Raw genomic sequence first — 21,743 nt, forward strand, 5'->3', positions numbered from 1 at the left:
TAACATCCGAAGGTGAGTTAACGACCGCTAACGTCTCGACGGGGAGTCATGGACACGCCGGTACTGAGCAGTTCCGCGGATCCGCGCGGCGACGCGTTCGCCCGCAGCGTCACCTCGCACGGCGAGCTCGTCGAGGACCTGCGCAAGCGCCTTGACGCCGCCCGCCTCGGCGGGCCCGAGAAGTCCCGTGCCCGGCACGTGGAACGCGGCAAGCTGCTGCCGCGCGACCGCGTCGACACGTTGCTGGACCCGGGTTCGCCGTTCCTCGAGCTCTCGCCGCTCGCGGCCAACGGCCTCTACGACGACGAGGCGCCGAGCGCCGGGATCATCACCGGCGTCGGGCGCGTCTCCGGGCGTGAGTGCGTGATCGTGGCCAACGACGCCACCGTCAAGGGCGGCACGTACTACCCGCTCACGGTCAAGAAGCACTTGCGCGCCCAGGAAGTGGCGCTGCACAACAACCTCCCGTGCATCTACCTCGTCGACTCCGGCGGCGCGTTCCTGCCGCGCCAGGACGACGTGTTCCCCGACCGCGAGCACTTCGGGCGCATCTTCTACAACCAGGCCACCATGTCCGCGCGCGGCATCCCGCAGATCGCCGCTGTGCTCGGCTCGTGCACGGCGGGCGGCGCGTACGTGCCGGCCATGAGCGACGAAGCGGTGATCGTCCGCAACCAGGGCACGATCTTCCTCGGCGGCCCGCCGCTGGTGAAGGCCGCGACGGGTGAGGTCGTCACGGCCGAAGAGCTGGGCGGCGGCGACGTGCACTCGCGCCAGTCCGGCGTCACCGACCACCTCGCCGACGACGACGCCCACGCGCTGCGCATCGTCCGCGACATCGTCTCCACGCTCGGCCCGCGCACGCCGCGGCCCTGGGACGTGCGGCCCGTCGAGGAGCCGGCGGTGGACCCGCGCGAGCTCTACGGTGTGGTGCCCACGGATTCGCGCACCCCGTACGACGTGCGCGAGGTGATCGCGCGCGTGGTCGACGGCAGCCGGTTCTCCGAGTTCAAGAAGGAATACGGCGCCACGCTCGTCACCGGCTTCGCGCACATCCACGGCCACCCGGTGGGCATCATCGCCAACAACGGCGTGCTGTTCGCCGAGTCGGCCATGAAGGGCGCGCACTTCATCGAGCTGTGCGACCGCCGCTCGATTCCCTTGGTGTTCCTGCAGAACATCACCGGCTTCATGGTCGGCAAGGCCTACGAGGCCGGCGGCATCGCGAAGCACGGCGCGAAAATGGTCACGGCCGTCGCGTGCGCGCGGGTGCCGAAGTTCACCATGATCATCGGCGGCTCGTTCGGCGCCGGCAACTACTCGATGTGCGGCCGGGCGTACTCGCCGCGGTTCCTGTGGATGTGGCCCAACGCGCGGATCTCCGTGATGGGCGGCGAGCAGGCGGCTTCGGTGCTCTCGACGGTCCGCCGCGACGCGATCGAGGCCCGCGGCGGCGAGTGGTCGGCCGAGGACGAGGACGCGTTCAAGGCGCCGATTCGCGACCAGTACGAGCACCAGGGCGGCCCGTACTACTCCACCGCGCGGCTGTGGGACGACGGCGTGATCGACCCGGCGGATACCCGCACAGTGCTCGGGCTCGCGCTGTCGGCCGCGGCCAACGCGCCCCTGCCCGAGGTCAACTACGGCGTCTTCCGGATGTGATGAGCGTGTCTGACGGTTCTTTGTTCACCACGGTCCTGGTCGCCAACCGTGGCGAGATCGCGGTCCGCGTGATCCGCTCGCTGCGGGAGCTGGGCATCCGCTCGGTCGCGGTCTACAGCGACGCGGACGCCGACGCCAAGCACGTGCGCGAGGCCGACACCGCGGTGCGCCTCGGCCCGGCCGAGGCGGCGAAAAGCTATTTGTCGATACCGGCCATCGTCGCTGCGGCCCAGGTGACGGGCGCGCAGGCCGTGCACCCGGGTTACGGCTTCCTCGCCGAGAACGCCGCATTCGCGCGTGCCTGTGAAGAGGCCGGTCTGGTGTTCATCGGCCCGCCCGTCGCCGCGATCGAGCAGATGGGCGACAAGATCCGGGCCAAGGCCACGGTGTCCGCGGCCGGTGTGCCCGTCGTCCCCGGAGTGTCCGATCCGGACATTCCCGAGGGCGGGTTCGCCGAGGCGGTGGCCGGGGTGGGTTACCCGGTGCTGCTGAAGCCGTCCGCGGGTGGTGGCGGCAAGGGTATGCGGCTCGTGCACGAGGAGTCGGAGCTCGCCGCCGCGATCGAGTCGGCGCGCCGTGAGGCCCGGGCTTCGTTCGGCGACGACACGCTGCTCGTGGAGCGGTTCGTCACGACGCCGCGCCACATCGAGATCCAGGTGCTCGCCGACAAGCACGGCAACGTCCTGCACCTCGGCGAACGCGAGTGCAGCCTGCAGCGGCGGCACCAGAAGATCATCGAAGAGGCGCCGTCGGTGCTGCTCGACGAGGCCACGCGCCAGAAGATGGGCGCCGCGGCGGCCGAGGCCGCGCGGTCCGTGGGTTACGTCGGCGCGGGCACCGTCGAGTTCATCATGTCGGCGCACGACCCGGACGAGTTCTTCTTCATGGAGATGAACACGCGGCTGCAGGTGGAGCACCCCGTCACGGAGATGGTGACGGGTCTCGACCTCGTGGCGTGGCAGGTCCGCGTGGCCGCCGGTGAGCCGCTGACGGTGAAGCAGGAGGACGTGCGTATCGAAGGCCACGCCGTGGAAGCCCGCGTATACGCGGAGGATCCCGCGCGTGGCTTCATCCCGACCGGCGGCACGGTGCTCGCCGTGCACGAGCCGTCGGGTGACGGCGTGCGCGTGGACTCGTGGATGACCGAGGGCGCGGTGGTCGGCTCGAACTACGACCCGATGCTGGCCAAGGTGATCGCTTACGGCCCCGACCGCACGGCGGCGTTGCGCAAGCTCGACCGCGCGCTGGCGGACACGGCGTTGCTGGGGCTGGGTACGAACATCGCGTTCCTGCGCAGCCTGCTCGCCGACGAGGACGTGCGCGCGGGCCGGCTCGACACCGAGCTGGTGGACCGGCGGCTGTCGTCGCTGGTGTCGTCGGAGGTGCCCGAAGGGTTCTTCGTGGCGGCGGCGCTCGACCGGTTGCTTTCGTTGCAGCCCCAGGGTTCCGTGGTGGATCCGTGGGACGTGCCCAGCGGGTGGCGCATCGGCGGCGGAGGCGGGGTCACGTTCCGCCTGCGCGTCGGCGAGGTCCAGGCCGTGGTGCGAGTGACGGGGCTCGTTTCCCAGGCCACCGTGCAGGTCGACGACAACGCACCGGTCGAGGCCACCGCGACCCGCGCCGGCGACGTGCTGGAAGTGCGGCGCGAAACCGGGATCGAGCGCTACCGCCGCGCCGAAGGTCCACAACGGATGGTCTGGCTCGCGCGCGATGGCTTCGGTTTCGCGTTCGCGGACCAGGAAGTGCGGCTGGCGGCGCGTGGTGAAGCCGCGGGCGCCGGGCCGGTGAAGAGCCCGATGCCGGGCATGGTCCTGGTGGTCAAGGTCGCCCAGGGCGACGTGGTCGCGGCCGGCACACCGTTGCTGGTCGTGGAAGCGATGAAGATGGAACACACCGTGACCGCGCCGATCGACGGCGTGGTGAGCGAGCTTTCGGCGCGCGCGGGCCAGCAGGTGGCGTTGGACGAAACCCTGGCCGTGGTGAGCCCGAACGAGGAGCAACGATGATCGACTTCCGGCTGGACGAAGAGTACGAGGCGCTGCGCAAGACGGTCGAGGACTTCGCGCACAACGAGGTCGCGCCCGTGATCGGGCCGATGTACGAGAAGGAACAGTTCCCGTACGAGCTCGTGGCCAAGATGGGCGAGATGGGCCTGTTCGGCCTGCCGTTCGCCGAGGAGTTCGGCGGCATGGGTGGCGACTACTTCGCGCTGTGCCTGGCCCTGGAGGAGCTGGCGCGGGTCGACTCGTCGGTCGCGATCACGCTGGAGGCCGGCGTTTCCCTCGGCGCGATGCCGATCTACCGCTTCGGCACGCAGGAGCAGAAGGAAACCTGGCTGCCCGCCCTGTGCTCCGGCGAAGCTCTCGGTGGCTTCGGCCTCACGGAACCGGGCGGCGGTTCGGACGCCGGCGCCACGCGTACCCGGGCCAAGCTCGACGGTGACCAGTGGGTGATCAACGGCAGCAAGGCGTTCATCACCAACTCCGGCACCGACATCACGCGGCTGGTCACCGTCACGGCGGTCACCGACGTGATGGAGAACGGCCGCAAGGAGATCTCCGCGATCCTCGTGCCCTCGGGCACGCCGGGCTTCGCCGTGGCGCCCAAGTACTCCAAGGTCGGCTGGAACTGCTCGGACACGCACGAGCTGTCCTTCGCGGACGTTCGTGTGCCGGCGGAGAACCTGGTCGGCATCCGCGGCCGTGGCTACGCACAGTTCCTGTCCATTCTGGACGAAGGCCGCGTCGCGATCGCCGCCGTGAGCGTGGGTCTGGCCCAGGGCTGCGTCGACGAGTGCCTCAAGTACGCCAAGGACCGCGTCGCCTTCGGCCACCGGATCGGCGAGTACCAGGCGATCCAGTTCAAGATCGCCGACATGGAGGTGCGCACCCACACCGCGCGCCTCGCGTATTACCAGGCGGCGTCGAAGATGCTGCGCGGCGAACCCTTCAAGAAGGAAGCGTCCATCGCGAAGCTCGTCGCCTCCAACGCCGCCATGGACAACGCCCGCGACGCCACCCAGATCTACGGCGGCTACGGCTTCATGAACGAATACCCGGTCAGCCGCTTCTACCGCGACGCGAAGATCCTGGAGATCGGCGAGGGGACGAGCGAGGTGCAGCGGATGCTCATCGCTCGCCACCTCGGCGTCGCGGGCTAGTGCGTCAGCTCGCGGTCAACACGAAGAACAGGAAGCTCGGGCTGATCGTGAGCAGACGGTAGTCCTCGGGCCACAGCTCGCGGGCGGCCGGCGCGGGCATGGGTTCGCTGATCACGGAGATCTCGAAGCGCGCCGCGGTGAAGGCGGCGGTCATCGCGTGCAGTGGCCGCATCCAGAACGACATCGGGATGGTCTGGCTGCCGAACGTCCACTCTTCCGTCCAGTTGTAGGTCTCGAAGTAGTTGGTCTTGATGCCTTCCATGCGCTGCAGGGCGTGGATGGCGAAGGGGTGATCGACCGAGATCAGCAGGCGTCCACCCGGTTTGAGGATGCGCTTGAGCTCGGTGAGCGACGGGCCCCAGTCCTCCAGGTAGTGCAGCACGAGGGACGCAATGACGTCGTCGAACGCGTTGTCGGCGTAGGGTAGCGGTTCGGCCAGATCGGCGACGCGCAGGTCGGCCTCGGGCCCGAGCCGGCGGCGGGCCAGCTCCAACATGCCGGCGCTGAGGTCGAACCCGGACATGATCGCGCCGCGATCGCGCAGCACCTCGGACAGCGGGCCGGTGCCGCAGCCGGCGTCGAGGACCCGTCTTCCGGCGACGTCGCCGGCGAGCTCCAGCATCGCGGGCTGCTCGTAGTAGGCGTTCTGGATGCCGTTTTCGTTCTGGGCCGCGTATGCCTCGGCGAAGCTGTTGTAGTCGTTGGCCGGCAGCGTGTGGTTGTCCGGAGTCATGCGGCCGATCATGGCAGAAAACGCCGGACTTCCGGTTGATCCCCTTTCACCATAACCCGGGTGGCAAGCCGGAAACATCGGTCCGCGGGGCGATGTTTCGGCGCCGCCGAATGATTACTGTGGTCGGCATGCCTGAGGAACGCGCACTGAACGTCGGCCCGTCCGGAATCGAGCTGGCGTACGAACGCTTCGGTGACCCCGGAATGCCGCCGGTCGTGCTGATCATGGGCGGTGGCGCACAGATGATCAACTGGCCTGAGGAGTTCTGCCGGGAACTGGTGGACCGCGGCTTGCACGTAATCCGCTTCGACAACCGCGACTCCGGCCGGTCCACGCATTTCGACGACGCGCCTGTGCCGGATTTCGCTGCCGTTCTCGCGGGGGATTTCGCGACGGCGTCCTACACGCTGTCGGACCTCGCGGGTGACACGGTCGGGCTGCTTGATCTGCTCGGGCTGGAGAGCGCACACCTCGTCGGAGCGTCGCTCGGCGGGATGATCGCGCAGATGGTCGCCATCGAGCACCCCGATCGGGTGCGGACGCTGACGTCCATCATGTCCACGACCGGGGCCCCGGGTGTGGGCGCGCCCGACCCGTCGATCCTGGCCGAGATGGGACAGCCGCCGAGCGAGCGGCAGGCGTTCGTGGCGTGGCAGGTGCGAGCGTCGCGGATCACCGGGTCGCCGGGGTTCGAGTTCGACGAAGCTGCCGTCGCTGAGCGAGCGGGGCGGACGTTCGACCGGGGCTACCCCGCACTGGGCATGCCGCGGCAAGCCATCGCCGTGGTGGCGTCGGGCGACCGCACGGACCGGCTGCGGCAGCTGGACGTGCCCACCCTGGTCATCCACGGCGACGCCGACCGCATGTGCGACCTCAGCGGCGGGCGCGCCACGGCGGCGGCCATCCCCGGGGCGGAGCTCGTGGTGGTACCCGGCATGGGGCACAGCCTGCCGCGCGAGTTGTGGGCGGACTTCGCGACGCGGATCGCCGCGCTGGTCAAGACACCATGACCGCGGCCAGTTCGCCGCGTCGTACGCAGTGGTGTGCGCGAGCGCGGGATCTTCTTGCCACTGCGGGGTTTCCCGCATCGACGAGACCACGTCGGCAGGCATTCCCACGGCGTCCGTGCGGAACAAGGCCAGCGCACCGTCGAGGTCAACAGCGTCCACCACCGCCCGCAGCCGCCGCGCGCCTCCTGCCGTGATGGCAGAAGGTGGCTCCTACGCGACCACCCACCGCACCACGTCTGGCCGCACCGTCGCCCGCAACGCCAGCATCCCTCCCGACGAATGCCCGGCCACCACGGCCGCACCGCCGGCGGCAACAGCCGTGGCCACGACGTCGGCGACCTCATCCGCGACGGGGTGCGCCGGCGGTCAGTCGATCGCCACTTCCGCCTCGATCTCCACTGGAATGCCGAACGGCAGCTCCGCGAGGCCGACCGCCGAGCGCGCGTGGTCACCCGCGTCCGCGCCCCACAGCTGCACGATGAGGTCGGAAAAACCGTTGACCACGGCGGGAGTGCGGGCGAACCCGGGCGCGGTGTTGACCATGCCGAACACGCGCAGCCACGCCGTGACGCGGTCGAGGTCGCCGAGTGCGAGCTTCAGCGAACTGAGCACCGCGAGGGCGGTCAGGCGGGCGGCCTCGTACGCCTGCTCTTCGGTGACCTCGGCGCCGACCTTGCCGAGGGGGCCGGCGAGGGAGCCGTCGGGGAGCAGAGGGCCGTGGCCCGAAATGAACGCGCGGTCCCGGAAGACGCGGACCCACGGGAAGGCGAGCGTGACGCCGGGCGGCGGGTTCATCGGCTCCGGCAACTGCAGGCCGAGCTCGGCAAGGCGGTTTTCGATGTGCACGACGGGGAGCTTACGGGCCGGGATAATAATACCGGTATAGTTATCCTCATGGTGGAGCTGAAGACCGCGACCGAGCTCGCGGTGATGCGGGAGGCGGGCCGCGTGGTGGCCCAGGCGCTGGCTGCTGTGCGGGAGGCCGCGGACATCGGCGTTTCGCTGGCCGGGCTGGACGCCGTCGCCGCTCAGGTGATGGCCGACGCCGGGGCGAAGCCGTCGTTCCTCGGCTACCACCCGAACTGGGCGCCGACGCCGTACCCGGGCGTGATCTGCGCGAGCGTGAACGACGCCATCGTTCACGGCATCCCCGGCCGGTACCGCCTGCGTGACGGCGACCTGCTGAGCATCGATTGCGGCGCGTCCATCGACGGCTGGCACGGCGACGCCGCGGTGAGCTTCGTCGTCGGCGCGGCGGACCCGGCCGACCTCGCCTTGATCGCTGCGACGGAAAAGGCGCTCGCGGCAGGCATCGCGGCCGCGCAGCCCGGCGCGAAGATGGGCGACATCTCGGCCGCCATCGCCTCGATCGGCCGGGCGCCGGGCTACGGCGTCACCGAAGACCACGGCGGCCACGGCATCGGCCGCGCGATGCACGAGGACCCGCCAGTGCCCAACGACGGCCGCCCCGGTCGCGGCCTGCGCCTGCGGCCTGGTCTGGTCCTCGCCCTCGAGCCCATGTTCACCCGCGGCGGCCTCGACGACTACCGGCACGCCGACGACGGCTGGACCGTCCACACCACCGACGGCACCCGCGCGTCGCACTCGGAGCACACCGTCGCGATCACCGAGGCCGGGCAGGTGGTCCTGACGCTGCCCTAGGGGTACAACGTCGGAGATGGCGACTTTCACGATCCGCCCAGGCGAACCCGGCGACGCCGACACGTTGCTGCGCTTCTTCGACGAGGCCGTCGAGTGGCTGGTGGCGCGCGGCAGCGCCGGTCAGTGGGGTGATCAGCCGTGGAGCGGTATTCCGCACCGGGCCTCGCGCGTGGCCGACATGGCGAAGGAGCCGGGTCTCGGCATCGCCGAGGTCGACGGTGAGCCGGCGGGGGCGTTGATCGTCCGCGAGGAATGCCCGAAGTACGTGCCGCCGGCCGCGGAGCGGGAGCTGTACATCGGGCTGCTCATCACGTCGCGCCGGTTCGCGGGTCACCGGGTGGGCGCGCGGCTGCTGGAGCACGCGCTGGAGGAGGCCCGGAAGAGCGGCATCGGCCTCGTGCGCGTCGACTGCTGGGCCGGTGGCGACGGCGAGTTGCAGCGCTACTACGAGGGCCAGGGCTTCACGCCGACCGTCCGCTTCGACGTCGACGGCTGGATCGGTCAGGTCTTCGAGCGACGCCTCTGATCGGGGCAGTCGACTGGCGCTCGGCGCCGCGCCGGGGCACGATATTGACACGACGCCAACAGTGCCCCGAGGCAAGAGGAGCCGGCCATGGCCAAGCAGCCGCGAACGCTGTCCGGGAAGGTCATCGTCATCACCGGTGGCGCGCAGGGCATCGGGGCCGCCACGGCCACCGCGCTCAAGCGGCTCGGCGCGCGGGTGGTGCTGGGCGACCTCGACCTCGTCCGCGCGGAGAAGACGGCCGGTGAGCTGGGGCCCGACGCCGTCGCGCTGCCGCTGGACGTGACCGACACGAAAGCGTTCACCGAGTTCCTCGACGAGGTCGAGCGCCAGGTCGGGCCCATCGACGTGCTGATCAACAACGCCGGCATCATGCCACTGGCGCCGCTCGACGAGGAGGACGACGCGGCGACGCGCCGGATGCTGGAGATCAATCTGCACGCCGTCATCCATGGCACGCGCGAAGCCGTGAAGCGGATGAAGCCGCGGCGGACCGGGCACATCGTGAACGTCGCTTCGATGGCCGGGAAGTCCGGGTTCCCGGGCGCGGCCACGTACTGCGCGACCAAGCACGCGGTGGTCGGGCTGTCGGAGGCGGTGCACTTGGAGCTGCGCGGCACGGGCGTGTCGGTGTCGTGCGTGATGCCGGCGGTGGTGCGCACGGAGCTGGCGTCCGGGCTCGGCGAGGCGAAGTTCATCAAGTCCGTGGGGCCCGAAGACGTCGCCGCGGCGATCGCGGATGCCCTGAAATACCCGAAGTTCGATGTTTTCGTGCCGAAATCCCTGGATTTCACGGGCCGGATCACGCGGCTGTTCCCGCGCGCGTTCGGCGAATGGTTCGTGCGCGCGCTCGGCGGTGATCAGCTGCTGGCGTCGGCCGCGCATTCCCCGGCGCGAGCGGAATACGAGTCCCGCGCTGCTCAGAGCGCTCCGGCGGCCGACGCGGGGAACTAGGTTCCCGGTCACCGGGCACTGTCCGAAATGGACGTGCTTGCCGGGTGCTTGCAAGTGTGGCGGTGTTGATGCCGCCCCCGGCCACGGGCAAGATTGCCTCCGAGAGGTCGAGCTCAGGAGGCACACATGGTTTCACCCACGGCACGGCTGGCCGCAGCGGCGTCGAACGTCGTGGGGAAGGTGCTGCACGGCGGTGTCGCCGACCTGCGCCCGATGCCCCGGGTGCTCATCGACCAGGGCCCGAACCGCTCGCTGTACCGGATGACCCACAGTGGCGCGCCGGTGTCGGGGCCGCCGATCCTGCTCGTGCCGCCGCTGGCCGCGCCCGCGCTGTGCTTCGACCTGCGCCGCGGCTGCAGCCTGATCGAGCACCTCGTGGAGGCCGGGCGCAACGTCTACCTCGTCGACTACGGCAACGTCGCGTTCTCCGATCGGCGCCTCGGCATCGAGCACTGGATCGACGAGGTGCTGCCGCGCGCGATCCGCAAGGTGAGCGAGGACGCGGGCGGCGAGGGCGTGCACCTGGTGTCATGGTCGCTGGGCGGGATCTTCTCGCTGCTGGTGAACGCCGACCAGCCCGAGCTGCCGATCGAGTCCGTCACCGCCATCGCGTCGCCGGTCGACTTCGCGGCGATCCCGATCGTCGCGCCGTTCCGCCCGCTCGTCGACCTCACCGGCGGCCACCTGCTCACGCCGGTCTACCGCGCGTTCGGCGGCGCACCGTCCTATTTGGTCAGCCGGGTGTTCCGCGCGACGGGCATCAGCAAGGAGATCACGAAGCCCATCGCGATCCTCAAGAACCTCGACGACCGCGACTACCTCGCGCAGATCGAGGCCGTGGACCACTTCATGGACAACATGTACGCCTACCCGGGCCGCACGTTCGGGCAGCTCTACCACCGCCTTTTCCGCACCAATGACCTCGCCGAAGGCACCGTCGACCTCAACGGGCGCAAGATCAGTCTGTCGGACGTGAAGGCTCCGGTACTCGTCGTCGCGGGCGAGAACGACACGATCGCCCCGCAGCCTTCGGTGGAACGCGTGGTGCGGCTGCTGGAAAACGCACCGGAGGTGCGCTTCCGCACCGCGCCTGGTGGTCACCTCGGTGTGCTGACCGGGCGTAAGGCGCGGGGCACCACGTGGACTTATCTGGACGAGTTTCTCGACGACCGCATCTGACGGCGAGCAAAGGGGCACCGGGCTGACTCGGTGCCCCCCTTTCTTGTTGACTTAGACCGCCGGCGCCTGACCGTTGCGGGCGGAGATCCAGTCACGCACGTCACGCTGTAGCAGACCGCGCAGGGCGAGGCCCGCGAAAACCAGCGGCAGCACGCCCGAAAAGCCGCTGCTGATCAGCGTCACGATGCCGTTGATGATGATCACCGCCTCCACCACGATGGCGGTCACGAACGCCCACTGCTTGCCTTGCGGGAGCACGATCGCGCAGGCGGCGAGGGCGATCGCCATCAGGATGTTGACCACCACGATCACCAGCAGCACCCCGGCGAAACCCCCGGCGGAGGCGCCCGCGACGGCTCCGATCAGGATCGAACCGAGCACGCTGAAGGCGACCTGGATCCACATGAAGATCCGCGCCTGTCCCAGGCCCTTGGGTGGGCCGTACTCCCCAGGATTCGTCATGCCGCGAAGGTTAAGGCAAACACGTCGAAATCTATCGGCAGGAGATCAATCCGATATTCCGGACCTAAGACGCTAATTACGTGAGGAGTTGGAGAAAAACTCACCTGAGCGCGGTGAGTGCCTTTTCCAGTGCGTCGAGCGCGCCGAGGGCGTCGCTGTAGCAGTTGGGGAGGAAGTAGACCGAGCCGTAGAGGTGGTTGGCCTTCGTGTCGGGCAGCGTGGTGAAAGCCGTCTGTCTGAACAGTTCCGGGCCGTATTCTGGCAACCCCCGCTGTGAATTTGATTCAGGCCAGTGCCAGTGCTCGAGGAAGGTGTTTCCGGTATTGACTATTCGGTCAGAAGAATTTCCGAATAGAGTTTCGGTCGGGGCAGGTGCATGCGAGCGCTGCAACGGGTGGCATTGCCGGCATGAAACCGCCATTGGGCGGAGACGAACACCGCCCAGTCGCAGTTCCGTTGCGACCGGGCGGTGTTTCGTTACGCCCCAACCTACTTCAACTGCGCCGACGTCTTCCCCAACACCCGCCGAGCCACGATCAGCTGCTGGATCTGCTGCGTCCCCTCGAAGATGTCGAGGATTTTTGCGTCCCGAGCCCACTTCTCCAGCAGCGATTCCTCCGTGTACCCGTACACGCCGGCCAGCTCGACGCACTTCAGGGTCACGTCCACCACGGTCCGGCCGGCCTTGGCCTTCGCCATGGAGGCCTGCAGGGAGTTGGGCTTGCGGTTGTCCGCCATCCACGCCGATTCCAGTGTCAGGAGGTACGCGGACTCGAAGTCGGCCTCCAGTTCGAGCCAGGTGGCGGCGGCCGGGTGCTGCGGGGGGCGGTCGTAGTCGATCGTGACGCCCGCGGACGACAGGATTCGGCGGGTCTCCTCCAGGGCGGCGCGGGCGACGCCCACTGCCATGGCTGCGACCAGCGGCCGGGTGTTGTCGAACGTCTGCATGACGCCCGCGAAGCCCTTGGCGGTGTCGATGTCCGGCGTGCCCAGCAGGTTCTCGCGCGGGACGCGGCAGTTTTCGAAGCGCAGCACGGCCGTGTCGGACGCGCGGATGCCCAGCTTGTGTTCCACGCGAACGACTTCGAAGCCCGGCGTGCCCTTCTCGACCACAAAGGACTTGATCGCCGCGCGGCCCTTCGTACGGTCCAAAGTGGCCCAAACCACCACGGCGTCCGCGCGCTGGCCCGACGTCACGAAGATTTTCTCGCCGTTGAGCACGTAGTCGTCGCCGTCGAGGACGGCGGAGGTGGTGATGGCGGCGGAGTCGGAGCCGCAGTCGGGCTCGGTGATGGCCATGGCGGCCCACAGGCCGGAAAACCGGGCGAGCTGCTCGTCCGTCGCGACGGAGCTGATGGCCGCGTTGCCCAGGCCCTGGCGTGGCATGGACAGCAGCAGGCCGACGTCACCCCAGCACATCTCGATCGTGCCGAGGACGACGTTGAGGTTGGCGCCGTTGCGGTTTCCGTCGCCCGCCGAGTCACGAGAGCGGCGCACGCCCGCCGCGCCGGCGCCGCCCTCGCCGGAGGAGTTGAGGCCGTCGAGCAGGGCCGCGAACATGTCGAGCTCGGCTGGGTAGGTGTGTTCGGCGCGGTCGTACTTGCGCGAGATCGGCCGGAACACTTGGGCCGCGGCCTGGTACGCCTGGTTGATCAGCGTGCCGGCCTTCTTCGGAACTTCGAGGTTGATCATCGAAAAGCCTTTCTAGAGGAGGACGGCGCCTTCCATCACGCCGATCGCTCGCAAGTCCCGGTACCAGCGCTCCACGGGGTGCTCCTTCACGAAGCCGTGTCCGCCCAGCAGCTGCACGCCCGCGTTGCCGATGCGCATGCCCTTGTCCACGGCCAGCTTGCGCGCCAGCGCGGCCTCCCGCGCGTAGTCCTTGCCCTGCTCGGCCCGCGCCGCCGCGCGCAGCGTGACCAGGCGCAGGCCCTCGAGCTCGATGGCGATGTCGGCGACGGAGAACGCCACCGCCTGCCGGTGGCTGATCGGCTCGCCGAACGCGGTGCGCTCGTTCACGTACGGCACCACGTAGTCGAGCACGGCCTTCGCCGTCCCGGCGGCGAGCGCCGCCCAGCCCAGCCGCGAGAGGCGCACGACCTCGGTGAACACGTCGGGCTTCCCGCCGCCAAGCAACGCGCCAGCCGGCAGCGCGACCTTCTCCAGGTGCAGCTTGCCGGTCGCGGCGCCACGCAGGCCCATCGCCGGCTCGGCCTCCACGGTGACCCCCGCCGACGACGATTCCACGAGGAACAGCGCCGGGCCGCGGCCTTCGAGATCGGCCGAGACGAGGAACAACTCTGCCTCCGCCGCACGCGGGACCAGCGACTTCACGCCGTCGAGCTGGTAGCCCTTCGGCGTGCGTTTGGCCTTCGTGGCGGGCTTGAACGGGTCGAACAGCGGCGTGCGCTCCAGCAGGGCCAGTGCCGCCGCGGGCACCTGGGCGCCGGCGAACGCGGGCACGTAGTCGGCCTGCTGCTGCTCGTCGCCCCAGGCCACGAGCGCCGTGCTCACCGCGGACGGCGCGAGCACGGACACGGCCAGGCCCATGTCGCCGTGCGCGAGGGCCTCGGCGACGAGCGCGTTGGTGACGACGGAACGCTCGGTGCCCGCCCCGCCCAGCTCCTCGGGGATGCCGACGAGGCTGATGCCGAGCTCGGCCGCACGCGTGAGCAGGCCTTCGGGCGCCGCGAGCTTGGCGTCGGCGTCCGCGGCGGCGGGCCGCAGCTGCTCGGCGGCGAACTCGGTCACCGTCTCCGCGATGAGCTGCTGGTCTTCGCTGGGCGTGAGGTCGAACAGCCCGGTGTCCTGCGCGGGGGCCAGCCGCGCGGGTTTGCCGAGCCGCCGCACCGACTTGAACGACCGCGTGGCCGCCCCCGCCGCGCGGAAACCGTTGCGGGTGCCCGCTTTGACCAGGTTCTGCACGGGCCCGCGCAGCCCGGCCCTGTCGATCACGCTGCTCCCGGCCAGCCGGGTGAGCGCGGCCAGGCCGAAGCCCATCGCGTCTCGTTTCCTCGCCGCAGCCATGTGGCCTCCCCCTCGGGTTACCTACTCGCGAGTAGGTTAGCACGTGCCGGCCGACCTTGCGTGGCAGCGCGTCACCGGCCCCGGTTCGAACGGCCGAACTGCTGCGCTTCTCCGGTGAATTCGCCGGGTGACGGCAATTGCACTCGTTAGTGTGGAAACAGTTTCATGATTACCTGGGTCTCGGCACACTTCGGTGTGGAATTTCCGCCGGAATCATATGGGGAGTCATGACCGTCACTGCCGAAGATCGGGTAAAGGTCGTTTTCGAATTGTTCGATGTCGATCACAGCGGATTCTTGGAGGAGAGTGACTTCACGGCGATGTCCGACCGCGTCGAGCAGGTGGCCGACGGCTCGGGTCCCGAAGCGAAGGTGGCGCTGAGAGCCTCCTTCGCCAAGTGGTGGACCACCGTCGAGCGCGAGCTCGACGCCAACCGCGACGGCAAGGTGAGCTACGACGAGTTCACCGCGTGCGTCCTGTCTCCCGAAAAGTTCGACGACACCGTCACCGACTTCGCCCACGCGTTGTCCGCCCTCGGCGACCCCGACGGCGACGGCCTGATCGAACGTCCGCTTTTCACCGCTTTGATGCTCGCCATCGGGTTCAGCCCGGCCAACATCGACGCCTTGTTCGACGTATTCGGCCCGGACGCCGAAGATCGAATTGCGGTGTCCGTCTGGTCGGACGGCATCGTGGACTACTACCACCCGACCAAACCCGACGTCGCTGGCAACTACCTGGTGGGCTGAGGCTCACTGGTCAACGCGGCGGCAGGGGGACCTGCCGCCGCACCCAGGCCATCCGCTCGAACGCGACCAGCCCCAGCACCGCCACGGCGGCCGCGACCACAGCCACCGCCGCGGGGACGTGCTCCAGCAGCGGCGTGACCCCGAGCAACACGGCGGCGAGTACGAGGCGCTGGACGTTCCAGCTGCCGACGTTCCGCCGCCGCAACGCACTCAGCGCCACGAGGTACAACGCGAGCCCACCGGTGAGCGCCCAGATGGGCACGCCGTGCAGCGCCTCGCCGGGTACGTGGTGCGCGGTGTCGGACAGGTAGAGGAATGCCTTCTTCAGGCCCAGCGCCACGAGCACGATCCCCGCGATCAGCGGCAAGTGCAGGAACGTGTACGAGTCCGTCGCGAGCTTCGTGCGCTCCACGCCCTTCGCGCCCGCGAGCCGGTGCTCGGCGACGCGCGCGACCACGTCGAAATAGGTCCACCACATGCCCGCGGCGAGTGCGACCCCGCACAGCGCGCAGCCGGCGATCAGCCACGTCATGGGCACCGGCCCGATGCCGATCCCGATCGCCACGATCGATTCGCCGAGCGCGATGATCACGATCAGCCCGAACCGCTCCGCGAAATGCGCCGGCGAGTTGAGCCGCCAGCCGGCGGGGCCAGAAAAGTAGACGTTCACGTAGTCCACGGTCAGCGCGACCACCCACAGCACCAGCTGCCACGGCCCGGCGAGGAACGCCGCCAGCACCAGCAACCCGATGCTCGGCACCAGCCCGCGCAACATCCGCAGCAGCACGCGCTGCAACTCCGGGTCGTGCCGCGCCGCACCCAGGTACGCGACCTCGTGCAGCACTCGCACGATCGCGTAACACCCGACGAACAGCAACGGCCCGTCCAGCCCACCCGGCCGATCCGTGAACGCCTCCGGCACCGTGAGCGAAAGCAGGAACATCACGCCCATCGCCCCGAACATCGCGAGCCGCGCGATGCCGTGGTCCACGTGGATCGTCGTGCCGAGCCAGGCATAGCAGCACCAGCACCACCACAGCACCGCCAGCACCAACAGCCCCTCGGCAACGCCGAGAGGGCTCAGGTGGTCGGCCATCAGCTGGGTCGTCTGCGTGATCGCGTACACGAACACGAGGTCGAAGAACAGTTCGAGCGTCGACACCCGATGTCCTTCGTCCGCCGTGACCAGATGCAGTCTTCGTCCGGTGGGCACTCGGCATGCTCGCACGCGGATGCGGTGAGGGGGAGCGATTTCGCCGAGAGCTTCTTCAGTACTCCAGCACCGCGTGCAGCAATGCCGTCAACTCAGCCTCGAATCGCGGCCGCCCGCTCACCCGCCGGGTTCGCGTGAGGTCGTTGGCGATCGTCAGCGCCGCGTGCACCCGGATTTTCGCCTCGCGGGCGGGCAGGGTGGGCGAGATCGTCGACAGCAGTGTCACCCAGGAGTCCACGTAGTCCCGCTGCACGCGCAGCAGATCGGCCTTGTCGCGGTCCGGCATGGTGACGCGGTCGGCCGTGAAGGAGACCAGTAGCTCGGGCGTGTGCAGGAGCGTGTGGACGTACGAAGCCGCCAGGCGGCGCAGTGCCGTGCGTTCGTCGGGGGCGCGCATGGCCTGCTCGGCGGCCAGGGCGAGCCGGTCCGCCGCTCGGTGTCCGATGGCGACCATCAGGGCCGCTTTGCTGGGGAAGTGCCGGTAGACGCTGGGTCCGGCGATCCCGGCCGCTGCACCGATGTCCTCCATGCTCACCGCGTGGAAGCCGCGTTCGGCGAACAGTGAAGTCGCGGCCGCCAGCACCTGTTCGCGGCGGGAAGGCGTGCCGAGACCGTCCCGAACCGGCTCCACGACGCCTGCCGAAGGGATTGTGCTGTTCAACACAGCCGTGGCCAGCTCGACGAGCAGCGGAACGAATCGGCGACGGGCCACCGTGGTGTGGTGCACAGCCACGCTGCCGAACACCGACAGCGCGCCCCAGCAGAGAAACTCGGCGTCGTCGAGAGCCAGCGAAGGGCGGACTTCCAGCAGCGCCTTCGTCCACGCGTCGAGCACCGCACCCGACCGCCGCCGGATCTCCCGCCGCTCGTCGTGTGGCAGATGAGGGCCTTCCCAGCGCCACAAAGCAGCGATCTCGCGCCGTTCGACAGCCTGCGTGGCCAGCCCCGTCAGCAGCACTTCCAGCTGGTCAGGCCCACCCGACAACGCCGACGCGGTGACCGCCTCCATGTCGTCGATCCCGGCCAGCACGACGTAGGCCAGGATCGCCTGCTTGTCCGCGAAGTGCCGGTAGAGGGCCGGCCCGGTGACGCCCGCCGCGGCCGCGATGTCGTTGATACCGACGCCGTGGAAGCCGCGCGCGCGGAACAGCCCCGCGGCGACCGCGGCGAGCTGGGCCTTGCGGTCGCGGGGGCGCGACCCGCGGGCTGGAGTACTCATGGTGAACCGACGATAGCGCTAATCGGAACACGGGCAACCCATTGACACCATCGGGTTCGCCAGGCATATGTTAATGGGCATTAGCACCCATGGCTCGGTATGCTCGGCCGTGAGATACACCGAAGTGTCCAACCACGCCGCTGCGCGGAGGAGTGTTCAGTGAGTAGCGAGGCCTACATCTACGAGGCGATGCGCACGCCTCGAGGTAAGAACAAGGGCGGTGCCCTCCACGGCACCAAGCCGCTCGACCTGGTGGTCGGGCTGATCGAAGAGCTCAAGGTCCGCCACCCGAACCTCGACCCGCAGGTGATCGACGACGTCATCCTCGGCGTCGTGTCCCCGGTGGGTGAGCAGGGCGCCGACATCGCGCGCACCGCCGCCCTCGTGGCCGGCCTGCCCGAGACCGTCGCGGGTGTGCAGCTCAACCGGTTCTGCGCGTCGGGCCTGGAAGCCACCAACATGGCGGCCCAGAAGGTGCGCTCGGGCTGGGACCAGCTGATCATCGCCGGCGGCGTGGAGTCCATGTCCCGCGTGCCGATGGGTTCCGACGGCGGCGCGCTGTTCATGGACCCGACCACGGCCTACGACGAGTACATCGTGCCGCAGGGCATCGGCGCCGACCTGATCGCGACGATGGAGGGCTTCAGCCGCGAGGACGTCGACCGGTTCGCGGCCTGGTCGCAGGAGAAGGCCGAGGCGGCCTGGTCCGGCGGCTACTTCGCGAAGTCCGTGGTGCCGGTGAAGGACATCAACGGCGTGACGATCCTCGACCACGACGAGCACCGCCGCCCCGGCAGCACCGTGGAGGGCCTGGCGAAGCTCAAGCCGGCGTTCACCACGATCGGCGACATGGGCGGCTTCGACGCCGTCGCGCTGCAGAAGTACCACCAGATCGAGAAGATCGACCACGTCCACACGGGCGGCAACTCCTCGGGCATCGTCGACGGCGCGGCCATCGTGCTCGTCGGCAGCGAGCAGGTCGGCAAGACCTTCGGCCTCACGCCGAAGGCGCGCATCGTCGCCACCGCCGCCATCGGATCGGAGCCCACGATCATGCTCACCGGCCCTACGCCGGCCACGCAGAAGGTGCTGAAGACCGCGGGCCTGACCCCGGACGACATCGACCTGTGGGAGCTCAACGAGGCGTTCGCGTCCGTCGTGCTCAAGTGGCAGAAGGACCTGCACCTGCCGGACGAGAAGGTGAACGTCAACGGCGGCGCGATCGCCATGGGCCACCCGCTCGGCGCCACCGGCGCGATGCTGGTCGGCACCGTGGTCGACGAGCTGGAACGCCGCCAGGCGCGCCGCGCCCTGGTGACCCTGTGCATCGGCGGCGGCATGGGCGTCGCGACCATCATCGAGCGGGTGTGAGGGACCACTGTGTCTGATCAAAAGCTGGCTGAAAGCAAGACCATCCGCTGGGAGAAGGACGCGGACGGCATCGTCACGCTGACGCTGGACGACCCCAACCAGTCGGCCAACACCATGAACTCCGCGTTCCGCGAGTCGCTCGGCGTAACTGTCGACCGGCTCGAGGCGGAGAAGGACGACATCACCGGTGTCGTGATCACGTCGGCCAAGAAGACGTTCTTCGCCGGTGGCGACCTGCGTGACCTGATCCAGGCCAAGCCGGAGCAGGCCGAGGCATTCACCGCGTCCAGCACGCTGATGAAGAGCCAGATGCGCCGCATCGAGCAGCTGGGCAAGCCGGTCGTCGCGGCGATCAACGGCGCCGCTTTGGGCGGTGGCCTCGAAATCGCGCTGGCGACGCACCACCGCATCGCGGCCGACGCGAAGGGCAGCCAGATCGGCCTGCCCGAGGTCACGCTGGGCCTGCTGCCCGGCGGTGGCGGCGTCGTGCGCACCGTGCGGCTGCTCGGCATCCAGAGCGCGCTGCTGAACGTGCTGCTGCAGGGCACGCGCCACAAGCCGCGCAAGGCGCTGGAGCTGGGTCTGGTCCACGAGGTCGTGGACACCGTCGAGGAGCTGGTGCCCGCCGCCAAGGCGTGGATCAAGGCCAACCCCGAAGGCGGCGTGCAGCCGTGGGACGTCAAGGGTTACAAGATCCCGGGCGGCACCCCGTCGAACCCGAGCTTCGCGGCGAACCTGCCCGCGTTCCCGGCGAACCTGCGCAAGCAGCTCAAGGGCGCGCCGATGCCCGCGCCGCGCGCGATCCTGGCCGCGGCCATCGAGGGTGCGCAGGTCGACTTCGACACCGCGATCAAGGTCGAGACGCGTTACTTCGTAAGCCTGGCCACCGGGCAGGTCTCGAAGAACATGACGAAGGCGTTCTTCTTCGACCTGCAGTCGATCAACTCGGGTGGCTCGCGTCCCGACGGTTTCGAGAAGTACACCGCTCGCAAGGTGGGTGTCCTCGGCGCCGGAATGATGGGCGCTGCGATCGCTTATGTGTCGGCGAAGGCCGGCATCGACGTCGTGCTCAAGGACGTCTCGCAGGAAGCCGCCGACAAGGGCAAGGGCTACGCGGTCAAGCTCGAGGAGAAGGCCCTCTCTCGGGGCAAGACCACGCAGGAGAAGTCCGACGAGCTGCTCGGCCGCATCAAGGCGACTGGCGACGCGGCCGATTTCGAGGGCGTCGACTTCGTGATCGAGGCCGTGTTCGAGAGCGTCGAGCTCAAGCACAAGGTGTTCGGCGAGATCGAGAGCATCGTCAACTCCGACGCCGTGCTGGGTTCCAACACCTCGACCCTGCCGATCACCACCCTCGCCGAGGGCGTGAAGCGGACCGAGGACTTCATCGGGATCCACTTCTTCTCGCCGGTGGACAAGATGCCGCTGGTCGAGATCATCTGCGGTGAGAAGACCTCGCCCGCGACGCTCGCGAAGGTCTTCGACTACACCCTGCAGATCAAGAAGACCCCGATCGTCGTCAACGACAGCCGCGGCTTCTTCACCTCGCGCGTGATCGGCACGTTCATCAACGAGGCCGTCGCCGCGCTGGGCGAGGGTGTCGAGCCGGCGTCGATCGAGCAGGCGGGTGCGCAGGCCGGCTACCCGGCGACGCCGCTGCAGCTGATGGACGAGCTCACGCTCACGCTGCCGCGCAAGATCCGCGTCGAGACGAAGGCCGCGGTCGAGGCCGCCGGCGGTACCTGGACGCCGCACGCGTCCGAAGCCGTGATCGACCGCATGCTCGACGAGTACGACCGCAAGGGCCGCTCCACCGGCGCCGGCTTCTACGAGTACGACGAGAACGGCAAGCGCACCGGCCTCTGGCCCGGCCTGCGCGACGCCTTCAAGTCCGGCACCGGCGACGTCCCCTTCGAGGACCTCAAGGAGCGCATGCTCTTCGCCGAGGCGCTCGAAACGGTGAAGTGCTTCGACGAGGGCGTGCTGACCACGGTGGCCGACGCCAACATCGGCTCGATCTTCGGCATCGGCTTCCCCGCGTGGACCGGTGGCGTGATCCAGTACATCAACCAGTACGCCGGTGGGTTGCAGGGCTTTGTCGACCGGTCCCGCGAGCTGGCTGCGCGGTACGGCGACCACTTCCTGCCGCCGGAGTCGCTGGTGGCGAAGGCCGCCAAGGGTGAGATCTACGAATAGGCTCTAAGCGCTGATCGAGAGGGGCTCTTTTCCGGATCCGTCCGGGGAAGAGCCTCTTTCGTTGTCGGCTACGGAGTCGTTGTCGGGCACCAGGTCCAGCCGGATGGTGTAGCCGAGGAAACGGGCGTACATCAGGAACTCGCACAGCGCCAAGTCGTGCGCGGTCGGGCTGTACTCCAAGGTCCAGATGTGGATGGGGCTGGTGCCGAGGGCCTCGGCGAGGTCGGTGCGCGAGCGGCCGGCGGCCATGCGGGCGCGGCGGAGTTTCTCTTGCAGGCGCCGGGGTTCGGCCATCGCGTCGGCATCGGGGTCCGGGGTCGTGAAGTCGGTGTGCGGCATGCGTTCGCGCCAGGGCAGGGGACGTTCGGCGGGGTCGTCCTCGATGACGAGCAGGCGGATGGCGCAGCCGAGTTCATGGGCGTACTCGGCGAACCGCTGGGCGCTCTTCGAGTGCGGGGCGCGGAACCACCATCGCGCGGCGGTGACGCGGCTGGGGAGGCCGGTCATCTCTTGGATGTTCGAGAGTGTCCAGCCGCGGGAGTAGCGGACTTCCTCGAGCCGCGCCCGTGCGACCTCGATCTGTTCCGTCAACGAATCCATGACCACCGCCCAGTGACTTGTCC

Annotated in this window: 20 protein-coding genes; 11 read left to right on the top strand and 9 right to left on the bottom strand. The window is 69.0% G+C overall.

Features of this window, described 5'->3' with window-relative positions; all coding sequences use genetic code 11:
- The first annotated feature begins 48 nt into the window (after nucleotides 1–48).
- The 3 genes from AB0M56_RS34390 to AB0M56_RS34400 are packed head-to-tail and all read left to right on the top strand — an operon-like array spanning nucleotide 49 to nucleotide 4,822.
- Nucleotides 49–1,662, top strand: coding sequence for a carboxyl transferase domain-containing protein (locus AB0M56_RS34390; RefSeq protein WP_364183995.1), 1,614 nt, complete (start codon nucleotides 49–51; stop codon nucleotides 1,660–1,662).
- A gap of 20 nt (nucleotides 1,663–1,682) precedes the next feature.
- Entirely contained in the window at nucleotides 1,683–3,668 is a 1,986-nt protein-coding gene (locus AB0M56_RS34395) for an acetyl-CoA carboxylase biotin carboxylase subunit (protein ID WP_364184259.1), read from the top strand.
- Nucleotides 3,665–4,822, top strand: coding sequence for an acyl-CoA dehydrogenase family protein (locus AB0M56_RS34400; RefSeq protein WP_364183998.1), 1,158 nt, complete (start codon nucleotides 3,665–3,667; stop codon nucleotides 4,820–4,822). Before AB0M56_RS34395 ends, AB0M56_RS34400 begins: the two co-directional genes overlap by 4 nt.
- 4 nt (nucleotides 4,823–4,826) lie before the next feature.
- Here the strand turns inward: AB0M56_RS34400 and AB0M56_RS34405 are convergent, their stop codons facing one another.
- Nucleotides 4,827–5,555, bottom strand: coding sequence for a class I SAM-dependent methyltransferase (locus tag AB0M56_RS34405; protein WP_364184000.1), 729 nt, complete (start codon nucleotides 5,553–5,555; stop codon nucleotides 4,827–4,829).
- 128 nt (nucleotides 5,556–5,683) lie between these two features.
- Between AB0M56_RS34405 and AB0M56_RS34410 the strand changes: the two genes are divergently transcribed.
- Complete coding sequence (locus tag AB0M56_RS34410; RefSeq protein WP_364184003.1) at nucleotides 5,684–6,565, top strand: alpha/beta hydrolase; 882 nt, start codon at nucleotides 5,684–5,686, stop codon at nucleotides 6,563–6,565.
- A 366-nt stretch (nucleotides 6,566–6,931) separates the two neighbouring features.
- On the opposite strand, the gene AB0M56_RS34415 is transcribed toward AB0M56_RS34410, so the two are convergent.
- Complete coding sequence (locus tag AB0M56_RS34415) at nucleotides 6,932–7,411, bottom strand: RidA family protein (protein WP_364184005.1); 480 nt, start codon at nucleotides 7,409–7,411, stop codon at nucleotides 6,932–6,934.
- 48 nt (nucleotides 7,412–7,459) lie between these two features.
- Here AB0M56_RS34415 and map point away from each other — a divergent pair, with 48 nt between their 5' ends.
- The 4 genes from map (at nucleotide 7,460) to AB0M56_RS34435 (ending at nucleotide 10,883) form a co-directional block, all read left to right on the top strand.
- A complete protein-coding gene (gene map / locus AB0M56_RS34420; protein ID WP_364184008.1) occupies nucleotides 7,460–8,227 on the top strand; it encodes a type I methionyl aminopeptidase in 768 nt (255 codons plus the stop codon).
- A gap of 16 nt (nucleotides 8,228–8,243) precedes the next feature.
- Nucleotides 8,244–8,753: a GNAT family N-acetyltransferase gene (locus AB0M56_RS34425; RefSeq protein WP_364184010.1), complete on the top strand. Its 510-nt coding sequence runs from the start codon at nucleotides 8,244–8,246 to the stop codon at nucleotides 8,751–8,753.
- Nucleotides 8,754–8,840: 87 nt separating this feature from the next.
- Nucleotides 8,841–9,704: an SDR family oxidoreductase gene (locus AB0M56_RS34430; protein WP_364184013.1), complete on the top strand. Its 864-nt coding sequence runs from the start codon at nucleotides 8,841–8,843 to the stop codon at nucleotides 9,702–9,704.
- Nucleotides 9,705–9,830: 126 nt separating this feature from the next.
- Nucleotides 9,831–10,883: an alpha/beta fold hydrolase gene (locus AB0M56_RS34435; RefSeq protein WP_364184015.1), complete on the top strand. Its 1,053-nt coding sequence runs from the start codon at nucleotides 9,831–9,833 to the stop codon at nucleotides 10,881–10,883.
- A gap of 51 nt (nucleotides 10,884–10,934) precedes the next feature.
- Here the strand turns inward: AB0M56_RS34435 and AB0M56_RS34440 are convergent, their stop codons facing one another.
- From AB0M56_RS34440 to AB0M56_RS34455, 4 genes are all read right to left on the bottom strand, one after another.
- On the bottom strand, nucleotides 10,935–11,345 hold the full coding sequence (locus tag AB0M56_RS34440; protein ID WP_354864683.1) for a hypothetical protein: 411 nt from the start codon (nucleotides 11,343–11,345) through the stop codon (nucleotides 10,935–10,937).
- Between the two features lie 100 nt (nucleotides 11,346–11,445).
- Complete coding sequence (locus AB0M56_RS34445; protein ID WP_364184017.1) at nucleotides 11,446–11,610, bottom strand: hypothetical protein; 165 nt, start codon at nucleotides 11,608–11,610, stop codon at nucleotides 11,446–11,448.
- 224 nt (nucleotides 11,611–11,834) lie between these two features.
- On the bottom strand, nucleotides 11,835–13,037 hold the full coding sequence (locus AB0M56_RS34450; protein ID WP_364184020.1) for an acyl-CoA dehydrogenase family protein: 1,203 nt from the start codon (nucleotides 13,035–13,037) through the stop codon (nucleotides 11,835–11,837).
- 12 nt (nucleotides 13,038–13,049) lie between these two features.
- Entirely contained in the window at nucleotides 13,050–14,345 is a 1,296-nt protein-coding gene (locus tag AB0M56_RS34455) for an acyl-CoA dehydrogenase family protein (protein ID WP_364184261.1), read from the bottom strand.
- A gap of 254 nt (nucleotides 14,346–14,599) precedes the next feature.
- On the opposite strand from AB0M56_RS34455, the gene AB0M56_RS34460 reads away from it, so the two are divergent.
- Nucleotides 14,600–15,121 (top strand): EF-hand domain-containing protein, encoded by a 522-nt coding sequence (locus AB0M56_RS34460; protein ID WP_364184264.1) that lies wholly within the window; start codon nucleotides 14,600–14,602, stop codon nucleotides 15,119–15,121.
- A gap of 10 nt (nucleotides 15,122–15,131) precedes the next feature.
- On the opposite strand, the gene AB0M56_RS34465 is transcribed toward AB0M56_RS34460, so the two are convergent.
- Nucleotides 15,132–16,334, bottom strand: a complete 1,203-nt coding sequence (locus AB0M56_RS34465) for a low temperature requirement protein A (protein WP_364184023.1) — start codon at nucleotides 16,332–16,334, stop codon at nucleotides 15,132–15,134.
- Between the two features lie 55 nt (nucleotides 16,335–16,389).
- On the bottom strand, nucleotides 16,390–17,553 hold the full coding sequence (locus tag AB0M56_RS34470; protein WP_364184026.1) for a TetR/AcrR family transcriptional regulator: 1,164 nt from the start codon (nucleotides 17,551–17,553) through the stop codon (nucleotides 16,390–16,392).
- 159 nt (nucleotides 17,554–17,712) lie between these two features.
- Here AB0M56_RS34470 and AB0M56_RS34475 point away from each other — a divergent pair, with 159 nt between their 5' ends.
- Nucleotides 17,713–18,924 carry an acetyl-CoA C-acetyltransferase gene (locus AB0M56_RS34475; protein ID WP_364184029.1) on the top strand — a complete coding sequence of 404 codons (1,212 nt, stop codon included), beginning with the start codon at nucleotides 17,713–17,715 and terminating at the stop codon, nucleotides 18,922–18,924.
- A 24-nt stretch (nucleotides 18,925–18,948) separates the two neighbouring features.
- The gene (locus AB0M56_RS34480) at nucleotides 18,949–21,120 is read left to right on the top strand and encodes a 3-hydroxyacyl-CoA dehydrogenase NAD-binding domain-containing protein (RefSeq protein ID WP_364184267.1); all 2,172 of its coding nucleotides are present in this window, start codon (nucleotides 18,949–18,951) and stop codon (nucleotides 21,118–21,120) included.
- A gap of 3 nt (nucleotides 21,121–21,123) precedes the next feature.
- Here AB0M56_RS34480 and AB0M56_RS34485 read toward each other — a convergent pair whose 3' ends face one another.
- The gene (locus tag AB0M56_RS34485) at nucleotides 21,124–21,720 is read right to left on the bottom strand and encodes a helix-turn-helix transcriptional regulator (protein WP_364184032.1); all 597 of its coding nucleotides are present in this window, start codon (nucleotides 21,718–21,720) and stop codon (nucleotides 21,124–21,126) included.
- Nucleotides 21,721–21,743: the final 23 nt, after the last annotated feature.

This window comes from Amycolatopsis sp. NPDC051372 (genome assembly GCF_040682095.1).
GTDB lineage: Bacteria > Actinomycetota > Actinomycetes > Mycobacteriales > Pseudonocardiaceae > Amycolatopsis.